The 20,572-nt window shown below is 69.3% G+C and carries 20 protein-coding genes; 10 read left to right on the top strand and 10 right to left on the bottom strand.

Features of this window, described 5'->3' with window-relative positions; genetic code table 11:
- Positions 1-66: 66 nt before the first annotated feature.
- A complete protein-coding gene (locus tag EJK15_RS41620; RefSeq protein WP_138715977.1) occupies positions 67-438 on the top strand; it encodes a DUF4345 family protein in 372 nt (123 codons plus the stop codon).
- A gap of 41 nt (positions 439-479) precedes the next feature.
- Here EJK15_RS41620 and EJK15_RS41615 read toward each other — a convergent pair whose 3' ends face one another.
- The 3 genes from EJK15_RS41615 to EJK15_RS41605 form a co-directional block, all read right to left on the bottom strand.
- The gene (locus EJK15_RS41615; protein WP_206061423.1) at positions 480-1,361 is read right to left on the bottom strand and encodes a helix-turn-helix domain-containing protein; all 882 of its coding nucleotides are present in this window, start codon (positions 1,359-1,361) and stop codon (positions 480-482) included.
- Between the two features lie 98 nt (positions 1,362-1,459).
- On the bottom strand, positions 1,460-1,744 hold the full coding sequence (locus EJK15_RS41610; protein WP_138715976.1) for a hypothetical protein: 285 nt from the start codon (positions 1,742-1,744) through the stop codon (positions 1,460-1,462).
- A gap of 25 nt (positions 1,745-1,769) precedes the next feature.
- Complete coding sequence (locus EJK15_RS41605) at positions 1,770-2,708, bottom strand: GlxA family transcriptional regulator (protein WP_138715975.1); 939 nt, start codon at positions 2,706-2,708, stop codon at positions 1,770-1,772.
- 209 nt (positions 2,709-2,917) lie between these two features.
- Here EJK15_RS41605 and EJK15_RS41600 point away from each other — a divergent pair, with 209 nt between their 5' ends.
- The 3 genes from EJK15_RS41600 to EJK15_RS71290 are packed head-to-tail and all read left to right on the top strand — an operon-like array spanning position 2,918 to position 4,151.
- On the top strand, positions 2,918-3,607 hold the full coding sequence (locus tag EJK15_RS41600) for a DJ-1/PfpI family protein (RefSeq protein ID WP_138715974.1): 690 nt from the start codon (positions 2,918-2,920) through the stop codon (positions 3,605-3,607).
- Between the two features lie 56 nt (positions 3,608-3,663).
- Complete coding sequence (locus EJK15_RS41595; protein ID WP_138715973.1) at positions 3,664-3,984, top strand: hypothetical protein; 321 nt, start codon at positions 3,664-3,666, stop codon at positions 3,982-3,984.
- Between the two features lie 2 nt (positions 3,985-3,986).
- Positions 3,987-4,151 carry a hypothetical protein gene (locus EJK15_RS71290; RefSeq protein WP_171074833.1) on the top strand — a complete coding sequence of 55 codons (165 nt, stop codon included), beginning with the start codon at positions 3,987-3,989 and terminating at the stop codon, positions 4,149-4,151.
- Between the two features lie 266 nt (positions 4,152-4,417).
- On the opposite strand, the gene EJK15_RS41585 is transcribed toward EJK15_RS71290, so the two are convergent.
- From EJK15_RS41585 to EJK15_RS76635, 4 genes are all read right to left on the bottom strand, one after another.
- The gene (locus tag EJK15_RS41585; RefSeq protein ID WP_138715972.1) at positions 4,418-7,396 is read right to left on the bottom strand and encodes an aminotransferase; all 2,979 of its coding nucleotides are present in this window, start codon (positions 7,394-7,396) and stop codon (positions 4,418-4,420) included.
- 231 nt (positions 7,397-7,627) lie between these two features.
- Positions 7,628-8,068, bottom strand: coding sequence for an Lrp/AsnC family transcriptional regulator (locus EJK15_RS41580; RefSeq protein ID WP_138715971.1), 441 nt, complete (start codon positions 8,066-8,068; stop codon positions 7,628-7,630).
- Between the two features lie 932 nt (positions 8,069-9,000).
- On the bottom strand, positions 9,001-9,189 hold the full coding sequence (locus EJK15_RS75160; protein ID WP_240777551.1) for a DoxX family protein: 189 nt from the start codon (positions 9,187-9,189) through the stop codon (positions 9,001-9,003).
- A 525-nt stretch (positions 9,190-9,714) separates the two neighbouring features.
- Positions 9,715-12,549 carry a helix-turn-helix transcriptional regulator gene (locus EJK15_RS76635; protein ID WP_138715970.1) on the bottom strand — a complete coding sequence of 945 codons (2,835 nt, stop codon included), beginning with the start codon at positions 12,547-12,549 and terminating at the stop codon, positions 9,715-9,717.
- A gap of 137 nt (positions 12,550-12,686) precedes the next feature.
- On the opposite strand from EJK15_RS76635, the gene EJK15_RS41555 reads away from it, so the two are divergent.
- The 5 genes from EJK15_RS41555 (at position 12,687) to EJK15_RS41535 (ending at position 16,569) form a co-directional block, all read left to right on the top strand.
- Positions 12,687-13,232, top strand: a complete 546-nt coding sequence (locus tag EJK15_RS41555) for a dihydrofolate reductase family protein (RefSeq protein ID WP_138715969.1) — start codon at positions 12,687-12,689, stop codon at positions 13,230-13,232.
- The gene (locus EJK15_RS41550) at positions 13,229-14,512 is read left to right on the top strand and encodes an MFS transporter (RefSeq protein ID WP_138715968.1); all 1,284 of its coding nucleotides are present in this window, start codon (positions 13,229-13,231) and stop codon (positions 14,510-14,512) included. The genes EJK15_RS41555 and EJK15_RS41550 overlap by 4 nt, the downstream gene beginning before the upstream one ends.
- Positions 14,512-15,231, top strand: coding sequence for a dihydrofolate reductase family protein (locus EJK15_RS41545; protein ID WP_138715967.1), 720 nt, complete (start codon positions 14,512-14,514; stop codon positions 15,229-15,231). Before EJK15_RS41550 ends, EJK15_RS41545 begins: the two co-directional genes overlap by 1 nt.
- Positions 15,232-15,339: 108 nt before the next feature.
- Positions 15,340-16,176 carry an MBL fold metallo-hydrolase gene (locus EJK15_RS41540; protein ID WP_138715966.1) on the top strand — a complete coding sequence of 279 codons (837 nt, stop codon included), beginning with the start codon at positions 15,340-15,342 and terminating at the stop codon, positions 16,174-16,176.
- Positions 16,177-16,296: 120 nt separating this feature from the next.
- Positions 16,297-16,569 (top strand): transposase family protein, encoded by a 273-nt coding sequence (locus tag EJK15_RS41535; RefSeq protein ID WP_138715965.1) that lies wholly within the window; start codon positions 16,297-16,299, stop codon positions 16,567-16,569.
- A 50-nt stretch (positions 16,570-16,619) separates the two neighbouring features.
- Here EJK15_RS41535 and EJK15_RS41530 read toward each other — a convergent pair whose 3' ends face one another.
- Both EJK15_RS41530 and EJK15_RS41525 read right to left on the bottom strand, forming a co-directional pair.
- Positions 16,620-16,895: a hypothetical protein gene (locus EJK15_RS41530; protein WP_138715964.1), complete on the bottom strand. Its 276-nt coding sequence runs from the start codon at positions 16,893-16,895 to the stop codon at positions 16,620-16,622.
- Complete coding sequence (locus tag EJK15_RS41525; RefSeq protein WP_138715963.1) at positions 16,892-17,818, bottom strand: NmrA/HSCARG family protein; 927 nt, start codon at positions 17,816-17,818, stop codon at positions 16,892-16,894. The genes EJK15_RS41530 and EJK15_RS41525 overlap by 4 nt, the downstream gene beginning before the upstream one ends.
- Before the next feature lie 119 nt (positions 17,819-17,937).
- On the opposite strand from EJK15_RS41525, the gene EJK15_RS41520 reads away from it, so the two are divergent.
- On the top strand, positions 17,938-18,519 hold the full coding sequence (locus tag EJK15_RS41520; RefSeq protein WP_240777550.1) for a TetR/AcrR family transcriptional regulator: 582 nt from the start codon (positions 17,938-17,940) through the stop codon (positions 18,517-18,519).
- 264 nt (positions 18,520-18,783) lie between these two features.
- Here EJK15_RS41520 and EJK15_RS41515 read toward each other — a convergent pair whose 3' ends face one another.
- Entirely contained in the window at positions 18,784-20,124 is a 1,341-nt protein-coding gene (locus EJK15_RS41515; RefSeq protein ID WP_138715962.1) for an FAD-binding oxidoreductase, read from the bottom strand.
- Between the last annotated feature and the right edge of the window lie 448 nt (positions 20,125-20,572).

Here is a 20,572-nt window from a genome sequence, read left to right as displayed (position 1 = left end):
CCGCGTGCGACGTCCCGCGCCATCCTCGTTCTGAACACACTGTTGCCACACTCAGGGAGGACTCCTATGACGGCTGCCGTGATTGCTGTGGTGGCGGCCTTCTTCCTCGGAATGGGCGTGTACGGTCTCGTCGCACCCGCCGCACTGATCAGGCCTTTCCGGATCATCGCCGACTCGGTCGAGGCGCGGACCGAGATCCGCGCCGTGTATGGAGGTTACGGTGTGGCCGTCGCCGGGTTGCTGATGGTGGCGGCGGCCGATGCGGGCGGGATCCGGCGGGGCGTCGTCACCGCCATCGCCGTGTCCCTTTGGGGAATGGCCTTCGGACGGCTGGTGGCGCGGGCGGTCGAGCGGCCTTCGGCGTTCTATCCGTCTTGGCTGTACTTCTGGGTGGAGATCGTTGGCGGCGGCGCGCTGCTGGCCACCGGCGGCTGGTAGACGGTGCCTGGAGGCGATTGATCTGGACGTGTCGGTGCCGGTCAGCCGCTCTTCCTTGGTGCGTCTGTCGGTCCGGGATCCAGACACCGGATCGTCAGGCCACGGGAGAGCAAGGCGCTCGGGGTAAGACCGAACATGGCATGGAATGCGGTGCTGAAATGGGACGGACTGGCGAAGTAGCCGTCTGCCGCGGCCCGGGTGAGGTTGTGCCCTGCGGCCAGTGCCCGGGCGGCTCGGTGCATTTGCGCCCACAAGCGGAACCGCCGATAGGAGGTGCCGGTATTGTCCCTGAACAGCCGCAGGAAGCGGGACTCCGACAGCCCCAGCTCTTCGGCCAGAAAGACGGCCGGCAACGGCTGGTCGGCACCGAGCAGGCGCCGGATGGCGACGCCGACCCGCGGGTCGGTGAACGACGTCGCGTCGTAGCCGGTCGCTTCGGCGATCCACGTGGTGATCTGCTCCGTGGGGCTGTGCACGGAAAGTCGCGCCGCTTGAGTCAGGATGGCGGCCTCGGCCTCATGCCGGACCAGGACATCCCGGTCGCCTGCGGTGAACCTGACGCGGCACGCCGCGTCCGAGGCCGAACCCGGTTCGAGATAGAGGAACACCATACGGTCGCCACCCGCGGTGATGTGGTTTCGCACCCGTGGCGCGATGAGAGCGGTCCGCGCCGGCAATGCGCCAGCGGGCGCACGTTGGACGACGAAGGGCGCGTCCACACCCACGGCAAGGCACGACACCGCGCCGGAGTGCGGCCCGAGCCGTAGCGACGGCCCCGCGTACAGAGCACCGCCCGGCCACAGCCACACCGCCGCTCCGATCACCGGCGCGGGCGGAACCTTCGTGGTGGCCGCAGTGCGACGGCTCCATGGAAGCACTGACATCGGCGCCCCCTGCACGCTTGCCGGATCGGAAACGTTCATTGGAGGATACGATGCGCCGGTCTGCCCACGTGATCGGGATGCTGTTGTTCGGCGCTGTGGGATTGCACAACGTCCTGCCGGGGCACCTGCTCAACGGATCAAGGGCCGGCCGGGCGGGAGACTTTCGCCCGGCTCTCGTCGGTCAGCGGGACCATCGCGGGCTGCGCGCTCTCGTACAGATAAGTGCCGGAGATGGCCGTGCGTGCCGCCTGCACCAGCGACATGTAGCCGCCGTAGGAGAAGCCGGCCAGGGAGACGCGGGGCACTCGTGGATTCGTCTGGAGGAGACTGTTGAGCGGGACGACGGCCGCGCGTGTGGCGTGGCGGGTCCGGAACGGGGACAACATGTCCAGCGACTCGACACGGGCAGCCTCGTTCAGCATGTCGGGTGGGCTGATGCGCAGGATGTCAGCTGAAGGCGCGGCGGTAGGTGTGGGGACTGACGCCGGTGGTGCGCTTGAAGCGGTCGCGGAAGGCGGTGGGTGAGCCGAAGCCGACCTGAGCGCCGATGCGTTCGACGGATTGGCGTGTGGTCTCCAGGAGATGTTGGGCCTGGCGGATGCGGGCGCGGTGGAGCCATTGGAGCGGGGTGGTGCCGGTCTGTTCGCGGAAGCGGCGTATCAGGGTCCGGGTGCTGGTTCCGGCGTGGGCGGCGATGTCGGCGAGGGTGAGGTCGGAGCCCAGGTTGTCCTGCAGCCAGGTGAGCAGGGGTTCTAGGGCAGAGCCCTGCGGGGTGGGCGCGTAGTTGTGGACGATGAACTGTGCTTGTCCGCCCTCGCGTTCCAGGGGCATGACGGACAGCCGGGCGGCGTCGGCGGCGACGGCCGAGCCGTAGTCGCGCCGGATCATGTGCAGGCACAGGTCCAGGCCAGCGGCGGCGCCGGCCGAGGTGAGGATCTGGCCGTTGTCGACGTACAGGACGTCCGGGTCGACCTCGATGTCCGGGTGGGCGGTGGCCAGGAGGCCGGCCGCGATCCAGTGGGTGGTGGCCCGCAGGCCGTCGAGGAGCCCGGTGGCGGCCAGGGTGAAGGTGCCCGAACAGATGGAGGCGATGCGGGTGCCGTCCTCGGCGGCTGCTCGCAGCGCGTGGCGGACGGCGGGAGCGAGCGGGGCCCCAGGGGCGGCGGTACCGGCCACGATGATCGTGTCCGCGCCTTTGAGCCCCTCCAGCCCCCAAGGCGCGCGCAGGGTGAAGGCACCCGCGTCGATCTCCGGGTTCTCCGCGCACACGCGGATCCGGTAGCCGGGGCGGCCGTCCGGGAGGCGGGTGCGGGTGAAGACCTCGATCGGGGTGGACAGGTCGAACGGGATCACCCGGTCCAGCGCGAGGACGGCGACGGTATGCATGGCTAGAAAATACTCGCGCGCAGGGTGGCCTACGTGGTTCTCAGCACCCTGAGATCTCTGCTTTGACCAGCTCAGAGCCTCTCCACGAAGCCATGGCGATATTCCGTTGGAGAGTGTCACTAATGCCGCTGGGAGCGGGGTCGCCAGCCAGTTAGCGTCGGGAGCGACCCCGGCGCAGACCGGACCTGCCGCACCCGAAGGAACCCTCCATGCACGCCCAGATCGTCCTGTTCGATGGCTTCGATCCCCTCGATGTCATCGCCCCCTACGAGGTGCTGTACGCCGGCGGCACCGCCTCCGGCGGTGCGGTGAGCGTGGAACTGGTCTCCGCCGAAGGGCCGCGCGAGGTGGTCAGCGGCACCGGGGGACTGGTTCTGCGTGCCACTGCCGCGCTCGACCCCGGGCGTGCGGGCCTGATTCTGGTTCCCGGCGCCTCGGGCCGCGTCGGTGAGCCCGGCGAAGTCCCTGACCATGACGCGGGCGCCGGGGCGTGGCAGCAGGACGAATTCATCCCCGTGTTGCTGGGCCGCACTCTGACCACCGAGCTGCCCACGATGTTGACGGCGGCGATGGAGAATCCGCAGGTGACGGTCGGCGCGGTGTGCGGCGGCTCGCTCGTCCTGGCCATGGCCGGCCTGCTGGAGGGTCGCCATGCCACCACCCACCACATGGGCCTGGACATGCTCGATGCCACCGGCGTCCACGCGGTGAGCGCCCGCGTCGTCGACGACGGCGACCTCGTCACCGGCGCCGGCGTCACCTCCGGACTCGACCTCGGCCTGTACCTGCTGGAGCGCGAGGTGGGCCCCCAGATTGCTCACGCCGTCGAAGAGCTGTTCGCCCACGAGCGCCGCGGCACCGTCTGGTGCAATCGGGGCCCGGCGCCCGCCGGCGTCTGACCACGCGCCTTGCCCCGCGCCTCTGCTCGCACCGCACCACTAGGAAGAACAACAGCATGTCCGTCGAAGGCACCTGGGACCTGTCCATCTCCACCCCCATCGGCAAGATCAAGGCTGTGGTCGAACTCCTCCACCAGGACGGTGTCCTGACCGGAGCCGCCCGCGGGGCGGGAGAGGAAGTCCCGCTCAGCGACGTCGCCCTCGACGGCGACCGGCTCACCTGGAAGCAGGCCATCACCAAGCCCATGCGGCTGAACCTGGCCTTTGCCGTGACGGTCACCGGCGACTCCCTGACCGGTACCGCCAAGGCCGGACGCCTTGCGGCCTCGAAGGTCACCGGCCAGCGCCGCACCGTCCGAGCGGCCACGGAGGACTGACCGTGACGAAACTGCTTCTCTCCCTGCACGTCCTGGCCGCCGTTCCGGCGATCGGCCCGGTCACCGTCGCCGCGAGCATGTTCCCCAAAGCCCTGCTCCGCGCCCACAGCGACCCGGGTGACCGCGAGGCGCTCACGCCCCGGGGTTCGGTAGCAAACAACCGATAGCACGCTGCCATCCCCGCCGAGCTGATGCGCCGTTCCTTGGCGAGAGCTTGTCACCTGAAGAGTCAGAGTGTGCAGGTCGGCCCGGTCGCGGCCGGCGGTGAAGTTCGCCCGCCAGGCCAGGAGCATCACCTCCAGTTCGTCCCATTGGGCGTACTGCCGCGCTGAGAGGGTCTTGCCGACACCGGGCGGCCCGAAGCACAGGCCGATGTAGCGGTCTCGCCGGCAGGCGTCGGCGAACTCGCAAAAGCGTCGATGCTCCTTGTCGTTCAGCGGGTGTGCCCGCCCGTGCCGCGGTGGCCGAGTTCGGTGAGGGCGCGGTCGAAGGTGTCGGCGAAGAAGTCGGCGCCGGCGGGGTCGATGCACAGCGGTGGCTTGATCTTGAGGATGTTGAGGTGGTCGCCGGTGGGCTGGACGATGACGCCGAGGTCGAGCATGCGCTCGCAGAGTTCGGCCGTCTCCTCGGTGGCGGGCTCCAGAGTGTGGCGGTCGCGCACCAGTTCGAGGCCGAGGTAGAGGCCGGAGCCGTGCACGGCGCCGATGATGGGATGGTGCTCGGCGAGGGCCTGAAGCTTTGCCTTGAGGTGGGCGCCGGTGCGCACGGCGTTGCCTTGCAGGTCCTCGTCGCGCAGGGTGTCCAGGACGGTGAGGCCGGCGACGCTGGAGACGGGGCTGCCGCCGGTGGAGGAGAAGAAGTAGCCCTGGTCGCGGTAGCGGTCGGCGACGGCCCGGGTGGTGATGACGGCGCCCAGTGGATGGCCGTTGCCCATGGCCTTGGCGACACAGACGATGTCAGGGACGGCCTGCTGCTGCTCGAAGCCCCAGAACCAGGTGCCCAGGCGGCCGTAGCCGACCTGGATCTCGTCGGCGATGGCCAGACCGCCGTGCCGACGCACCGCCGCGTACACCTGCTGGAGGTAGCCGTCGGGCAGAGCGACGCCGCCGGCGTTGCCGTAGTACGACTCGCTGAGGAAGGCGCCCGCCGGGCGGCCGGAGGCGGCCAGCTCATCGATCACCTGGACGGCTTCAAGGGCGTAGTTGTCGGCCTGTTCGCCGCGCCAACGCCCCCGGTAGGAGTTGGGTGAGTCAACCGTGTGGACCCAGCTCGGGCGGGTGGCCAGTGCGTTGGGGTTGTCCTGGAGAGAGGTGGACACGGCGTCGGACGCATAGGTCCAGCCGTGGTAAGCCTCGCGCAGGGCGACGACGTCGTGCTGGCCGGTGGCGCCGATCGCGAGCCGGATCGCCAGGTCGACGGCCTCGGAGCCGGAGTTGACCAGGAAGACGGTGTCCAGGGGGGCCGGCAGCAGAGCGGCGAGGCGTTCGGTGAACTGCACGACGGCGGCGTAGTGGAACCGGGAGTTGGTGTTGAGCCTGCGCAGCTGCCGCGAGATCGCCTGCTCGACGCGGGGATGGGCGTGGCCGAGCGGGGTGACGTTGTTGACCATGTCCAGATAGGAGCGGCCCTCGGCGGACACCATGTGGTGGCGCCAACCGCGTTCGATGCGGGGCGGGTTCTCGTAGTAGTGCTCTTGGACCGGGGCGAATGCCGCGTCGCGCCGGGCGAGCAGGTCGTCCTCCGGGGTGGCACCGCCGACAGCGGGCAGCCCGAGCAGCGGGGCGGGATCGGCGGTGAGCGCGAGCCAGCCGACGGCGTACTCGGGCCGCACCAGTGCCGGGATCGTGGGTGCCTCGGGCCGCCGGAGCGAGACGTGGACGCGAGCGCCAGCGGGCAGGGCGACCAGTTGGTCGCCTGCGTGCACGGGTCTGCCAGTGGGCGGGATCGGGTGGGCGGCGTCGGGGAAGGACAGATGCAGCACGTGGGGCCCGAAGGTGACGGCCGCGCGGCCGGGCACCGCCGCCAGTATCTCGCCGTCGCCCGGCGCCTGCAGGACGGCGGGCCCGTCGAGCCACAGGTCGACGCCTGTGGCGATGGTGGCGGGCGAGGTGGTGGACAGAGCGGGGGCAGCGGTGAGCTGCGCCTGACCGTAGCGGGTGTTGACGGTGGTGGCGCCGGCGGTGAGCAGGCCGGCAGCGAGACGGTCCACGGCTGCGTCCTCCAGCCAGGTGCCGTGGTCCATGGTGTCGGACCCGACGGCCAGGTCCAGCACAGCGATGCCTGCGGGGTCCGGTCCGGCCAGCACGGGCACCGCGGGCACCGCGGCGGTGGCCCGTTGGCGGGTCAGGCCGAATGTCTCGACGATCAGTTCGGTCATCACCGCAGTCGGCACGGCGCGGGCCTGCTCGAAGATGCGCCACTCGCGCTCGAGCGCGGCGTTCACGTAGGCGTTGTCGCCGTCGACGGCGGCCTGGTGCCGTCCGCTGACCACCAAGGTGGCCGCCCGGAGCACCACCAGGGGCCACAGAGCCGTCGCCTCGTCCCCGGACAGCGGCCTGATCTCGTGGAACGCGCGGACGGCGGGCAGGACGTGGTGCGGTTCCATGCCGTCGTGGTGGAGGATCGAGGACAGTGTCACGGCGAGCTCGCACACCGCCCAACTGTCCGTCAGGTCGCCGAAGTCGATGATCCCGTCGGGCAGTGGCACGGGGCTTTCGGGCGAGATGACGAGATTGTCGTCGGTCAGGTCCAGATGCACGGCCTGGCGCGGTAGCCGGTCGGCGACCCCCAGGAGAACGGCCCAGGCCTCCGTGGTCGCGGCCAGCACGGCGGATCTGCGCTCCGCCTCGACGACGTGGTCCGAAAGTCGCGTGACCACGCGGTCGGCGTGGCGGGGATCCCACTGCAGGACCCGCTCCAGGCCCGGATGACGGAAGGACCGCAGGGTCGTGCTGACCTGGCCGACGATACGACCCATGGCCGCGACCGTCCGGGGCGTCAGGTGACGTGAGCCGGAGAGCGTCCCACCGCGCAGATACCGCAGCAGGCGGGCGGTGACCGGACCGTTGTCGATTGGGACGGTGGCAGTCCTGCGGACACCATCGACATCGCGCACAACGGTCGCGACACGCAGACCGGGATATGCGTCGGCGATCAGGTCTGCGGCGGTGTCCTGCGCGTCGATCTCGGTCGCGGTGAACGCCGGGTTGGCGATTTTGAGGACGGCCACGGGCGATCCGTCGTCGTGGGTCAGCAGGAAGTTGGCGTCCTGCTGACTGCCCAGCGCCTCGGCGCGGACCGCGAGCCCGAAGTGCTCGGCGGCGGTCCGGCGGGCCTCTTCGGTTGTCAGCCGTGGGGCAGGCAGGCCCTGGTGCGTGAAGAAGTCGATGGTGAGGGGCTGGTGATGCGTCATGCCGGGTACCTCGGAGCGGTTCGGTGGAGGGATGGGTGGATGCTGACCGGCAGGGGGCGGTGGGTGAAGCATCGGCAGCACGTGATCGGCCGCCGTGGCGGCCGTCGGCACAAAGGCGAGAGGCTCCGGACAGGCGGACGGGACGCGCCGCGTCGACGACAGGTCGGGCCGACCACCGGAGCTGCTCTGTCCGGTCGCGCTGTCACCTCGGTGGTGGTGAGGCAGGAGTGCTCAGTCGACGTCCCACAGAAAGCGGTGGGTGTGGATCCCGAAGTACGGGAAGCTCTCCACCGCCGCGACGCCCTCGATGGGACGCACGACGACGTTGACGAAATCCAGGAGGGCGTACGGGCGACGGCAGACGACCTCCACGAAGAGGTCGAAGGCGCCCGAGACGAGGACGGCGTAAACGACCTCGTCGTGGCGTGAGAGTTCGTCGGCCACCGCGCGGGGATCGCCGTTCACGCGCAGACCGAGCATGGCCATGGTCTGCCCGCCCATGGCCATCGGGTCGGTGACCCCGACGACCTGCACCACCTTCGTGTCGATCAGTCGCTGCAGCCGTTGGCGGGCTGCCGAGGGCGACAGCCCGACTTTCGGCCCCAGATCGCTGTACGGGATCCGCCCGTCCACCTGCAGTTCCCGCAAGATGGCCCGGTCGATGTCGTCCATGGCGTTCACCTCCTGTGCGTGAAAGAGCTAACCATTCAATCGAATCGCGTGCAATAGTGCCAAGGAACGCTCGAAGACAGAGTCTACGAAGATGAATCGCTTGTCGGTGGCCGTCACGGGCACGCTGATCTGCTCCCTGAGCACTGAGGCGCACGTCACCGCCCTGTCGGCTGCCCCTCCGGCGCCCACCGCGGCCCGAGGCTGCACCGCCGAACGCGCGGCGCCCGCCCGCTGGAACCTGGCCGGTCGCGGTATTCGCCGACTTTGGCCCGCGCCAGCGGCTTCAGCCACCTTCGTGTACAGCGGGCGGCCAAGCTCTTCGCCGCTATGCCGTGTGGCCTGGTTCGGAACGGCCCACCCATGCACCGCGGCCCGCCTTGATCCATGGATCTCGTGGACGAACCCCTCTTGACGCACTGGTTTCCCTAGGTATTCCATACGGCCGCCGGGAGTGGACGAATCGAGGACGCCCCGAAGCCGCCGGAGACGATAGCGCGCTCCCGCCCCTATCCCCATCGCACGAGTCGATCGGAACTCGTTCCCCATGACCGATACGCTCCGCCCTGCCGAGACGGCTCTGCCGCAGGAGTCCGGCAGTCCCCAGAAGCTCAGACGCTCGATAGGCGTCGTCGGCGGCAGCCTGCTCACACTTTCCTGTGTGACCCCCGCCTCCACGATCTTCGTGATCGTCCCGGATCTGCGTGGTGGGAACACCCTTAACTCCAGCTCTGGCGGTGCTGCAGACGGAGGTGCGATGGATGGCTCTAGTTGGCCCGGCCGAACATGAGCCTCTTGAGGAATTTGATCTTGCAGACTTTCCCTCGACGGCGCCTGAGCTGTGCGGAAGCGTCAGTCCGGCCAGGACGGCCGCGTGGTCGCGCTCCAGGCCGTTGGCGAAGGAGTGCAGATGGGGCAGGTCATCCCACTGCTGCTCAGCCGATGAAGGACTCGGCGCTGAAGAAGCGGCCCCACGCTACGAAGGCGGCCAGGGCGAGATAGACCACGTCGCCCACGACCGTTGCCCTGTCGCCACGACGGAGGCGCGTGATGATCGCGCCAACAAACAGCAGCACCGCACCGGTAGCGGCCAACGGAACGAGAACCGGCGCGATGCCGAGCACGGCGGGCAGGCTCAGTCCCACCGCGGCCAGGAGCTCGAGGGCCTCCGATGGTCTTGAGAGCACCGGGGCTGAAGTCTTCGACCCATCGGGTTGCGGCGCCGAAGCCGGCCATCTTCTCCTGGGGCACGAACAGCTTGGCGCTGCTGACCAGCAAGGCGAGGGCCAGTTATCCTGCGACGATCCATAGTGCGACGTTCATGCGGCTTCTCCTGGTGTCCAAAGTGGTTGGGTGTTGACGGTTGATCGAGTGAGTGGTTGACGATCGGTTGCGTCAGTTCGTTGTTGCGTGCCGGTGGGGGTTTGGGGTGGCTTTGAGATGCGGCATGTGAGGCCCTTATCGCCAGGCGACATCACGAAAGCACGCGCCCTGTGGTTCGACCTGTTTCCTGACGACCCGATCCGGGCGAGGAAGGGCAAGGGTCTGCAGGAGGTCGTAGTGATCTCTGGCCAACTCCAGACGACCGTCCTGTCTGAGGCTGGCACCGGGTCGCCGTCACGCGCATCCGAGGGCTGTGTCTGTGGCGTTTATTCGGTTTTGAAGAGTTGGTTGCGGTGGGCCCAGGCGGCGGCTTCGAGGCGAGTTGTGACTGTGAGTTTGGCGAGGATGTTGGAGACGTGTACGCCGGCGGTTTTGGCGGAGATGAACAGGTGCTCGCCGATCTTTCGGTTGCTCAGGCCGGCTACCACCAGCTCGAGCACTTCCATCTCGCGGGTGGTCAGCCCTGCGGGGTTGCCGGGTCGGGTCGGGTTGGTCGTGATCCGTGCTCGGGTGGCGAGTTGTTGGATCTCGCGTTGAAGTGGGGCGGCGCCGAGGCCTTCGGCGATCGATGCTGCTTCGGTGATCAGCTCGGCCGCAGTGGATCGGTGCTGTGTCGCCAGTGCGGCGCGGGTGGAGTGCAGCAGTGCTTCCGCGAGCGGGTACGGCTGTCCGAGGTCGCGCCATGCCTCTATGGCCGCTGCCCATGCGTCGGTGTCGTCGTGGCGGGTCGCGGCGAGGAAGGTCAGTCGGTGGGCCTGCTGGAGTCGGCCGGTGACGGCGAGCGTGTCGGAGTACGTGCTCATCCGGGTGAGGAGGGCGCCCGTGCCGTGGTGCCCGACGAGGGTGAGCGCGCCGGTGGTCAGCAGCGGCCAGCTGTAGCGCGGGCTTCGTGCGAGGTCGTGGTCGGTGAGGACGTGGTCGAGGATCGCCGTCACCGCGCCGGCGTCCTGTCTGATCTGCGCGAGTCGGCAGTCCAGGAGGTCCGGTTCGAGGCACGTCTCCTCACCCCGGTTGGGTTCACGCATCACCGCTCTCGCCTGCGTCGCGGCCGTGGTCGCGGCGTCGAGTGCGCCGCGTCTGAGGTCGACGGTCGCCTGGATGACCTGGAGGTAGGCGCGGTACAGCGGCGGTGGCGACTGGGCGAGCGCCTCTCGGTACACCGCTTCGGCTTCGTCCCAGCGACCGAGGGAGAGCAGCGACTCGGACAGGTTCGGGGCGAGGAGGGTGCCGCGGGTGCGGGTCAGTCCCAGCTCGCGGGCGAGGGTGATTCCGCTCCGCGCGACCTGCTCCGCTCTGGCATGTTCGCCGGCGGCCTCCAGGCGGTCCGATTCGGTCACGGCCACGGCGAGTTGAGTGTCGGCGGCGCCAGCGTCCCGGGCGGCCGTGCGTGCCCGCTCGAACAGCTCGACCGCGGTGGGCAGGTCCGTGTCGGCCGCGGCGAGCGTGATGAGTGCCCGAGCCTGTACGCCGCGGTCGCCGGTGCGCTGGCCGATCCGCAACGCGTCTTCGGCCGTCGTTCGTGCCTCCGCGTCGTGCTGGTGATGCCGCTGCGCGATGGCGAGGTCGGCCAGGACCTCGCCGCGCAGCGGGGTGTCCGCGCCGGTCGGGAGCAGCCGGACCGCCTCGTGCAGGTCGGGCATCGGGTCCTGCCCGTTGCGGTCGTACATCGCCGCGCGGGTCCGGAGCAGGTGTGCGGCCACCTCGGGATCGGGGTGTTCGGCTAGGGCGGTGGTCACCGAGGCGACGCCGGTGTCCAGCTCGCCGGCGTTCAGTGCAGCTTCGGCGGCCAGGCTGGCGACGGTGCCGCGGTCCACGCCGAGGCGGTCCGCCAGGTCCGGCACGCGCTGCCAGGTCCGTAGCACCCGGTCGAGCAGGCGGTGCTGTTCGGCGTACGCGTAGGTCCGCCGCGCGGACTCGGCCGCGTGCCAGGCGGCCTCGGCGGCGCGGATGGGTGCGCCCGACGCGTGCCAGTGCAGGGCGACCTCGGCGTACGCGCGATCGCCGGAGACGAGGGCTGGGTCGGTGGTGATGGCCTCGGCGCAGGCGCGGTGCAGCCGCACCCGCTCGCCCGGCAGCAGGCTGCCGTAGACCGCCTCGCGGATCAGGTCGCGCCGGAACGCGTACCCGTCCTCGACGACGTCCAGGAACCGTCGGCGTACCAGCGGCCGGAGCGCGTCCTCGAAGGCGAGGTCGTCCATCTCGACGAGGATCGCCAGTAGTGCGTGACCGACCGGGCTGGCGGCGACGGCGGCGGCGTGCAGCACGCGGCGGCTGAGGTCGGGCAACCGGTCGACATCGGCCAGCAGCAGGTCGGACAGCGACGCGGCGGGCGCGTCGCCGACTGTCACGAGGGCCTCGACGAACAGTGGGTTGCCGCCACTGCGGAGGAACACCCGCTCGGTGAACGCCTCGTCCGCCGGGGCCGCGAGGAGCTCGCCGAGCTGCTCGGCCACGCCATCCCGGTCCAGCCCGCCGAGGCTGATGCCGCGCACGCTGTCGACGCGGGAGACCAGCGGTCGCAACGGGTGCGTGCCGCCGATCTCGTCCGGCCGGTACGTGCCGAGGATGAGGACACCGGGCTCTCCCAGGTTGGTGGCGAGGAACGTCAGCAGCTCACCGGTCGACCGGTCCGCCCAGTGCAGATCCTCCAGGACGAGGACCAGCGACCGTTGTCGCGCCGCGCCCTCGAGCAGGACCAGGACCTCCTCGAACAGCCGGGCGCGGCCGAGGTCGGGCTCCGGTTCGTCATCCGCCACGCCCAGCTCCGGCAGCAGACGCGCCAGACCGCGCCGGCCACCGCAGGGCAGCAGCGCGGTCACCGGTGGCGCGTCGAGCTCGCGCACCAGCCGGCGCAGTGCCGTGACGAACGGCCCGAACGGCAGGCCGTCGACGCCGAGGTCGGTGCAACCTCCGGTGAGAACGCGCGCGGAGGCGCCCAGGCCGCCGGTGAACTCGCGGACGAGCCGGGTCTTGCCCATCCCGGCCTCGCCGCCGACCAGCACCACGGCCGCGGCGGACCTGGCGGCGGTGAGGGCAGCCGCCAGCGCCGCACGTTCGCGTTCCCGCCCCACCAGCACGGGACTCGTCAGCCGACCTGACACCCGCAGATGATTCCATGCGCGGCGGATCTGAAGAGGTGATCTCCTCAGAACTAAGGCATCTGCCCGATGTCGGCGGGCCGCGAGACGGACAAGCTGAGCGCGACAGCCGATCGACCGAACCCGACATTGGAGACCTCATGCGCATCCGCACCCACATCGCCGTGAGTGTCGACGGCTTCATCGCCTCTCCGGACGGCCTGCCCGTCATCCTGACCGCGCCCGACTTCGAGTCGGTTGTCTCCCACGGCCTGCCCGACCTCGTCGCGGACTGCGGCGCGGTGATGATGGGACGCACCACGTTCGAGCCGGCGGTCGGTTCGTCGCACTGGCCGTGGCCGAACCTGCGGGTGTTCGTCCTCACCAGCCAGCCCCTCCCGGACGGAACACCCGACGACGTCGTGGCGGCCGACGACCCGGCGACGCTGCTGCGGCTGATGCGCGAAGCCGACATCGACGGCGACGTTCATCTGGTCGGCGGGCAGCGCACCATTCAGGCGTTTCGCGACATCAGCGCCCTCGACGAGCTCGGCATCGTCGTGATGCCGATCCTCCTGGGCGACGGGCTCCGGCTCACGCCCGAGAAGAGTGAGCGACAGCAGTTGCAGCTCACCACGAGCCGGACCTTCCCGGACGGGTCGGTCGAGCACCCGTACGCCGTGGTGGATGACGAGGACCGATCATGACGTGCCCGGCGCCGACCAGGTCGACAGGACGGCCCGAGCCCACCCGCCCGGGGATCCTCACCCGGCCACTCGCCTTGCGGTTCGTCTCCGTGGTGGCATCGTCGATCGGCTTCTTCCTGCCCCTGGGCGTGGTGCCGCTGTACGCCGCGCAGTCCGGGACGGCGGCGACAGGCGGGCTCGCCACCGGCGCCCTGCTGCTCACCACTGTGGGGGTCGAACCGCTCAGCCCGCGGATCATCCGCGTCCTCGGACACCGGTGGGCCCTCGCCGTCGGCTTGCTGCTGCTCGGCCCACCGACGCTCCTGCTCCTGGTCTCGCCGGCACCGTCGGTGCTCCTCGTGACCTGCGTCCTGAGGGGAGCCGGCTTCGCCATCGTGGTGGTCGCCGGCGGGGCACTGACCGCGCTCCTCATCCCCGCCGAACGCCGAGGCGAAGGCCTCGCCGTCGTCGGACTGGTCACCGGCGTCACGACCCTGATCGCGCTCCCCGCGGGCGTCTGGCTCGCCGGTCAGTACGGCTTCGGTGTGGTCTTCGGCGCCACCGCCGCCGCACCCGTACTCGCACTGGTGACCGTCCCGTTTCTGCCCGCGAAGGAGACGGCCGCCGACCGCCCTCGCGGGATGCTGACCTGGCTGCGCTCCGCCGACCTCAACCGGCCGGCGCTCGTGTTCGCCGCCTCGACCGTCGCCGTAGGGGCGCTGACGACGTTCCTGCCCCTGGCCATGAGCGGAGCGGCGACCTGGGTGGCGCCGGCGGCATTGCTCGCGCACTCGGCGGCGGCGACCGGCAGCAAGTGGATCGCCGGACGGCTGGGCGACACCCACGGCCACGTGCGCCTCCTCGCGCCCGGCGTGATGGCGTCGGTGGCGGGCATGGCACTGCTGGCCCTGACCGGCTCACCGGTCACCGTGCTGGTGGGCGCCACGACGTTCGGGCTCGGTTTCGGGCTGCTGCAGAACGCGACCCTGACGCTCATGTACTCGCGGGTGACGACCGCCGGCTACGGTCCGGTGAGCGCGATCTGGAACGCGGCGTACGACGTGGGGATGGCCGTCGGCGCGCTCGGCGTCGGCTTCGTCGTCGGCCTCATCGGGTACCCGACCGCGTTCCTCCTCGTCGCGGTCTCGATGCTGCCCGCGCTGCTCCTGATCCGCCGAGAGCGCTGGAGAACACCGACAGAGCAAGAACCATCCGCACGGCCCTCCGTCACGTCAACGTCGGCTCGCGACGTGAACGGCAGCAGGGCTGCGGGCCTTACGACAGGGAAAGGAACGATCTGATGCGAAACGTCGTGACGAGGACGCGCGCTCAAGGACCGGTACGACGCCGACAACGTGTTCCGGCTCAACCAGAACATCGCAACCAGCCGATCACCGAAAGAGGATCGATCAGGGCCACCGAAGAGACCCGCGCGCACGCAGCCGTCTCGCCCACCTGGGCGATAGCGGACACGAGACCGCAGACCGCCGAAGGCAAGGTGCTCTGGCACTTCACGATGTCGCTGGACGGGTTCGTGGCGGGACCGAACCACGCGATGGGCTGGATGACCGGCGTCGACCGCCCGGGCCTCGTCGAGGAGTACATCGAGACGACCGGCGCCGTCCTGGGCGGACGGGATGGCTTCGACGCCTACCCCGAGCCCACCAGCACCTACGGCGGCTGGCAGGGCCCGGTGTTCATCCTCACGCACCATCCCGAAGACGCCCCGCCCACCGCCGACACGACATTTCTGAACTGCGATGTCGCCGAGGCCGTCCAGATCGCGCTGAAGGCCGCCGGCGGAAAGAACCTCGAGATCCTCTCCGCCGACGTCGGCCGCCAACTCCTCGAGCGCGGACTGATCGACGAGATCGACCTCCACATCGTGCCGGTACTGCTCGGCGACGGGGTCCGGCTGTTCAACAACCCAGGAGGCGAACCCGTTCATCTAGAACTGCTCAACGACCACGACCAGGTGACCACCCTCAACGTGCGCTACCGCCCACTCCCCGTTCGGTAGGGCGAACCGGCCGGAGCGCCGGGCGGCGGTCCCCGAAGACGATGTCGCGGGGCGAGCAAGCAGTACGGTCTCGACGAGCGGTTACAAACCACAAGCGGAAGGAACCCCATGCTGACGCAGGTCGCGGAGGGTGTGCTGGTCCACCAGAGCGAGCTACTCCAGAACAACACCGTTGTCGTGCAGGGCCGGGCCGGCGTGTTGCTCATCGACCCGGGCATAACGGGCGACGAAATGGTCTGCCTCGCGAACGACCTTCGCGAGTTGGGCCAGACCGTCGCGGCAGGCTTCGCGACGCATCCTGATTGGGATCACGTGCTCTGGCACCCCGAGCTCGGCGAAGCGCCCCGTTACGGTACAGCCCGTTGCGCGGCTTATATGCGAGATCTGCGGTCGAACGCGGACTGGAAGGCCCGCGTCGCCGAGGGGTTGCCGCCGGAAATCGCGGACGAGACACCGCTGGACCTGTTCGGCCTCATCACCGGCCTGCCCGCCGGAACTGCGCAGATTCCATGGGATGGCCCTGGAGTCCGGATTATTGACCATCCGGCGCATGCCCCGGGCCATGCGGCGCTGTTGATCGAGGAACGCGGGGTTCTCGTCGCCGGCGACATGCTCTCTGATGTCTTGGTCCCGGGGCTCGACGACTTGAACGACACCAATGACCCGATCGAGGAGTACCTCGTCGGGCTGCGGCTGCTCGAGGGCGTGGCAGGCGACCTCGATGTCGTCGTACCCGGCCACGGGTCAGTCGGCGGAGCCGATCAGGTACACGCGCGGATCGAGCTGGATCGGGCGTACGTGCTCGCCTTGCGTGAGGGCCGTGTTCCCAGTGACCCGCGGGTCGGCCCATCGGCTAAGCCCGGCTGGGAGTGGGTAAGCGACATACACATCGGGGAAGTCCAGCGCCTCGCCGAAAGAAGCAAACGCGGCGGCACACCCGGCTAGAGAGCCGCTTGCGACACAAGACGACCCTGCCAAATTCTTGACTCAAGGCTGAGCAGGGGCAGACGAACGCCAGACCGGCGCCCCGCATCACGCGCTTCGAGCCGCCCTTATCTCAAGGACATGCCGGTACTGGCCGACTCGGGCTACGAAGGCGCAGGCGCCGGCGTCCACGTCCCGGTCAAGCAGCCCGCCGACGGCCGAGAGCTGGACGTTGACACGCGTACCAGAAATGCGCTTCTTCGTTCTCTTCGCTGTCTGGGAGAACGCGGCTTCGCACTCCTTGAGCAACGCTGGCGCACCCTTCAGCACGTCCACCTCAGCTCCAGCCGAGTCGGTGAGCTCGCCAAAGCAGCGCTCGTTCTCACCCACTTCGAGCACGGAATGATCAGGTGAAAGTCGCTGGGATTACCTCAGTACCTGACCCCGGCAGTCCGCAGCGTAGGTCAGACCACCAGGCGCTGTCCGGAATCTCCGAGGCCCCTCACCGCGCGCGCGTAGATGTCGGGCCATGCCGGCGGCCACGGTGACCCGCCGAGTGCCCGCCAGCAGGATCGCGGCCTGGCCATGGCCTCGCGTCCCGTGGTCTCGGGGAACCACAGCGCGCCGTAGCCGAGGTTCTCGATCGCGGCCGAGGCCTGGCGGAGCTCGGTCGCGGGAAGGGCGTCGAAGTTCCCCGCCCAGATGCCGACTCGTCCGATGCCGGGCGTGCGGGCGCTCACGCGTCCTGCCCGGCGGTGCGCGCGGAGTCGAGGAACGCGGAGATCTGGGCCGCGCCGGTGCGCTCCAGCCAGGCGCGGAAGTCCATCGCGGCAGGGTGGATCCGCCGGGTAGCAGGGATGTCCGCGCGGTAGCCGCGCTCGTTGAGCCATTGCATGGCGTAGGCGAAGTCCTCGCTGAGGGTCCGGATCGCCTCGATCGGAATCTGGATGTAGGGCAGCGGGATCCCCAGTGCCGTCCCGATGGCCTCGGCGACCTGGACCGGTGTGAGCTCGTCGGCGGCCAGGGAGACCGCCCGGCCGATCCATTCCTCCGGCTGGGCGAAGGCCAACGCGGTCACGACGCCGACATCGTCGACGGCCATGAGCTGCTGGGCGGTGTCCGGTGCGATCCCGGTGGACAGGGTCCCGTTCTGCAGCGCGTAGCCGCCGGTGAAGTTCTCCATGAAGGAGACCGGCCGCAGGATCGTCGCGGGCAGGTCGAGCTCGGCGATGTGCTCCTCAATCCGCCACTTGCTGACCAGGTTCACCGGCACCTTCTCGCTGAGGTGACGGTCCGCGCCGGCGACCGAGGTGAAGACCAGGTGCCCGACACCGACGGCATGCGCGGCCTCGGCGACGTTCACACCCCACCGCACCTCCTGCTCGGTGGTGAAGTCCGGCGCGGTGCCGGGCGAGCCGACCGTGGGCTGAACGCTGAACAGCCCCCAGGCGCCCTTGGCCGCGGCGGTCAGGGAATCGACATCCTCCATCTGCGCCTGCACGAGCTGCGCGCCGGCCCGCGCCAGTGCCTGGGCCTGTGCCCCGTTCGGGTCACGGGTGAGCGCACGCACCCGCCAGCCGTCGCGGAGCAGGTGGCGTGTCACGGCCCTGCCCTGCAAGCCGGTCGCTCCCACCACCACGACGGTCTTGTTCGTCTGTGTCACTGTCTCTTCCTCTATGTCCATGCGGAAGAGGAACCATCCAATTAAGTGGGGTGGCCCTCCGGTTAACGTTCGCTACGATATGGAGGGCCGCCCCACTTAGCAAGTCGTCAGGAGTCGCCATGCCCAAGGACGCCGTCGTACCACCCCGGCGGCAGATGCGCGCTGACGCCCGCCGCAACTTCGACCGGATCGTGGCCGCCGCCGGGGTCCTCATCGCCCGGCATGGCGCTGACGCGTCCCTGGAGGAGATCGCCCGCCGCGCCGGAGTCGGCTCGGCCACCCTGCACCGGCACTTCCCCTCCCGGCAGGCACTCCTGGAAGCGGTCTTCAAAGATCGAGTGGAGGCGCTCTGCGCCACGGCCGACGACCTGCTCACCGCCCCCGACCCGGGAGAAGCGCTGTTTGCCTGGCTCCGCGCCGTCGGCGCCCACGCCGTGGCCAACCGGGGCCTGGGCGCTTCATTGATGCGCGGCGGCGGCGACCCGACGCTCGGCAGCACCTGCCACAACATGATCATCGACGCAGGTGAGAATCTCCTCACGCGCGCCCGAACGGCGGGCGCCGTGCGCCCCGAGATCGCCATCACCCAGCTGCTGAAGCTCGTCAGCGCCATCTCCCTGGCCACCGAGCAGGAACCCGACGGCCCCGCCGAAGCCGACCGCCTGCTGGCGATCGCCATTGACGGCGTCCGCCCGCGCTGAACGCCGCTCTTACGAACGGAGCGATTCCGGGACGGCCGCTATCCCTCCTGGAGGACGAGCTGCACGCCCGCAACGTCAACCTGGAGATCCTCGCCGGGATGCATAGGAGTCCAGGCCGAGAACAGGCCGCAGCAACGACCGAACCGGCGGCCGTTCAGCCCGAAGAGGCAGCGCAGCCGGCCGAGTGACACAGATCGCCGCTCAGCGGGTAGGCGGCGGTCCCACAGCATGTGTGGGGCCGCCGTTCTGCTTGTCCGCCAAGGCTCACTGAGGCCGGACGTTGTGGTTACGGGCGAACAGATTGCCGGGGTCGTACTGACGCTTGACCGCCGCGAGCCGCTTATAGGTCTCCGTTGGATAGATCGCGGCGACATCCTCCTCGGTGGCAGAAGCGAGGAAGTTCGCGTAGGCGCCGTTGACGTGAGGTGTGAGCCTTCCCCAGATCGCATCCAGAGCTGGACGAGCGGTCTCGACGACCGGCTGCGGACCCGCGGTGGTGGTCACGAACATCAATTCCGCTTGGCGATGCGCGTAGGCGGTGGCGTCGTCGGGGACTCGCGATACCGCACCGCCGACGCTGCGAACGGCGATGAACGGCGACCCCTCCGATGCCCCAACCTCGGAAAGGATCTGAAGGACCTCGGGCACCGATTCCTTGTCGACAAATGCGCTTCGGGTGACAAACTGGATGCCCGGCGGCGGGGTCGCGCCATCGACGAGCGTGTCCGCATAGGGTTTCAGCGCGACATCGTCGTCGATCACCGTGCCGAGCCGGCGGATCGGGTCGATTGCCTTCGCGGCGAGCTCCGGGTCATCGCCGTCGAAGGCGACGTGGATCTCGACCGGGGCTTCGGGTCCGCCGGCGAATGGATTGGCGAAGTTCGCGATGGAGGTGAGCTCTTCGGGGGCGGAGCGGAGGTAGTCCGCCCAATCCTGGAGCACGGTGGCCGCCTCCGATGCCGGGAAGGCGATCTTGCCGTAGAAGACGTCTGTCGTCTGGTGTGCCGCGAACTCGAAGGCGGTCACGATCCCGAGATTGCCGCCGCCACCGCGAATCGCCCAGAACAGCTCCGGGTTCTCCTGCGCGCTCGCATGCACGACCTCTCCGTTGGCGATGACCACCTCTGCGGCGACCACGTTGTCCAACGCGAGACCGTATTTCCTGACCTTCCAGCCGATGCCACCGGTCAACGTCAGCCCTCCGACACCGACACTCTTGGTGTCGCCCGAGGAGATCGCCAGGCGATGCGGGGCCAGGGCGTCCGCGACCTGACCCCAGGTCGCGCCGCCACCGATCCGCACGAGGTGACGTTCGTTGTCGGTGATCTGCACGTTCGCGAGGTTGCTGAGCTCGATCACGATGCCGTCGTCGTTGGTGCCGAAGCCCGCAAAGGCATGGCCGCCGCCTCGTACGGACAGCAAAAGCCCTGCGCCGGCAGCGAATCTGACACCTGCTTGCACGTCCCCGACACTCTTGGGCCGCAGTACGTAGGCCGGACTACCCGAAGCCAATACCGAGCGACTAGCCGATTCGTACTCCGCTCCGCCCGGTTCGATGATGTCGCCGCCGAAGTCACGGCGAAGGGTTTCAAGCGCTGAGCTCATGAGATTCCTTCCACACAGGAGAATCCAGATCTGTACACCCCCGTAGACGAGACAGCCGGCAAAGATGTGAGCCCCGCCGAGTGTGACCTGTGTCTCCCACCCCGGACGCCGGTGGCAAGGCCGCCAAGGCCACCGGGCGGGCAGCGGTGGCAGCTATCCGATCAGGTGCCAGGGCCTCCGGAGATCGAGAAGCGGCATCCCGAATCTCGCCGAAAGTGGAGCCGCTTCCCGCCGGGAAACAACCATCAGCGGCCCGGTCTTGGGCCAGCGAGTGGCCGAGCTCGTCTCGGGTTTGCCCCAGATGGCGCCGGCAATCTCTCCCGACCTCCTGCCCTCCGATCTCACAAACGGCTGGGCTGTCTCGTCTCAGGTCTCAGAGACAGACTCTGGAATGAGGAAGTGATGGTCATGCGGGTGTTCGTGGCAGGTGGGGCGGGGGTTTTGGGGC

Source organism: Nonomuraea basaltis (assembly GCF_005893125.1).
Classification (GTDB): Bacteria; Actinomycetota; Actinomycetes; order Streptosporangiales; family Streptosporangiaceae; genus Nonomuraea; species Nonomuraea basaltis.
Note: the sequence above shows the minus strand (reverse complement) of the source record. Positions and strands in the feature narration are given on the sequence as shown.

Coding starts and splice junctions, on each gene's coding strand:
- EJK15_RS41620 (WP_138715977.1), top strand. CDS start 67: ATGACGGCTGCCGTGATTGCTGTGGTGGCGGCCTTCTTCCTCGGAATG.
- EJK15_RS41615 (WP_206061423.1), bottom strand. CDS start 1,361: ATGAACGTTTCCGATCCGGCAAGCGTGCAGGGGGCGCCGATGTCAGTG.
- EJK15_RS41610 (WP_138715976.1), bottom strand. CDS start 1,744: ATGCTGAACGAGGCTGCCCGTGTCGAGTCGCTGGACATGTTGTCCCCG.
- EJK15_RS41605 (WP_138715975.1), bottom strand. CDS start 2,708: ATGCATACCGTCGCCGTCCTCGCGCTGGACCGGGTGATCCCGTTCGAC.
- EJK15_RS41600 (WP_138715974.1), top strand. CDS start 2,918: ATGCACGCCCAGATCGTCCTGTTCGATGGCTTCGATCCCCTCGATGTC.
- EJK15_RS41595 (WP_138715973.1), top strand. CDS start 3,664: ATGTCCGTCGAAGGCACCTGGGACCTGTCCATCTCCACCCCCATCGGC.
- EJK15_RS41585 (WP_138715972.1), bottom strand. CDS start 7,396: ATGACGCATCACCAGCCCCTCACCATCGACTTCTTCACGCACCAGGGC.
- EJK15_RS41580 (WP_138715971.1), bottom strand. CDS start 8,068: ATGGACGACATCGACCGGGCCATCTTGCGGGAACTGCAGGTGGACGGG.
- EJK15_RS41555 (WP_138715969.1), top strand. CDS start 12,687: ATGCGCATCCGCACCCACATCGCCGTGAGTGTCGACGGCTTCATCGCC.
- EJK15_RS41550 (WP_138715968.1), top strand. CDS start 13,229: ATGACGTGCCCGGCGCCGACCAGGTCGACAGGACGGCCCGAGCCCACC.
- EJK15_RS41545 (WP_138715967.1), top strand. CDS start 14,512: ATGCGAAACGTCGTGACGAGGACGCGCGCTCAAGGACCGGTACGACGC.
- EJK15_RS41540 (WP_138715966.1), top strand. CDS start 15,340: ATGCTGACGCAGGTCGCGGAGGGTGTGCTGGTCCACCAGAGCGAGCTA.
- EJK15_RS41535 (WP_138715965.1), top strand. CDS start 16,297: ATGCCGGTACTGGCCGACTCGGGCTACGAAGGCGCAGGCGCCGGCGTC.
- EJK15_RS41520 (WP_240777550.1), top strand. CDS start 17,938: ATGCCCAAGGACGCCGTCGTACCACCCCGGCGGCAGATGCGCGCTGAC.
- EJK15_RS41515 (WP_138715962.1), bottom strand. CDS start 20,124: ATGAGCTCAGCGCTTGAAACCCTTCGCCGTGACTTCGGCGGCGACATC.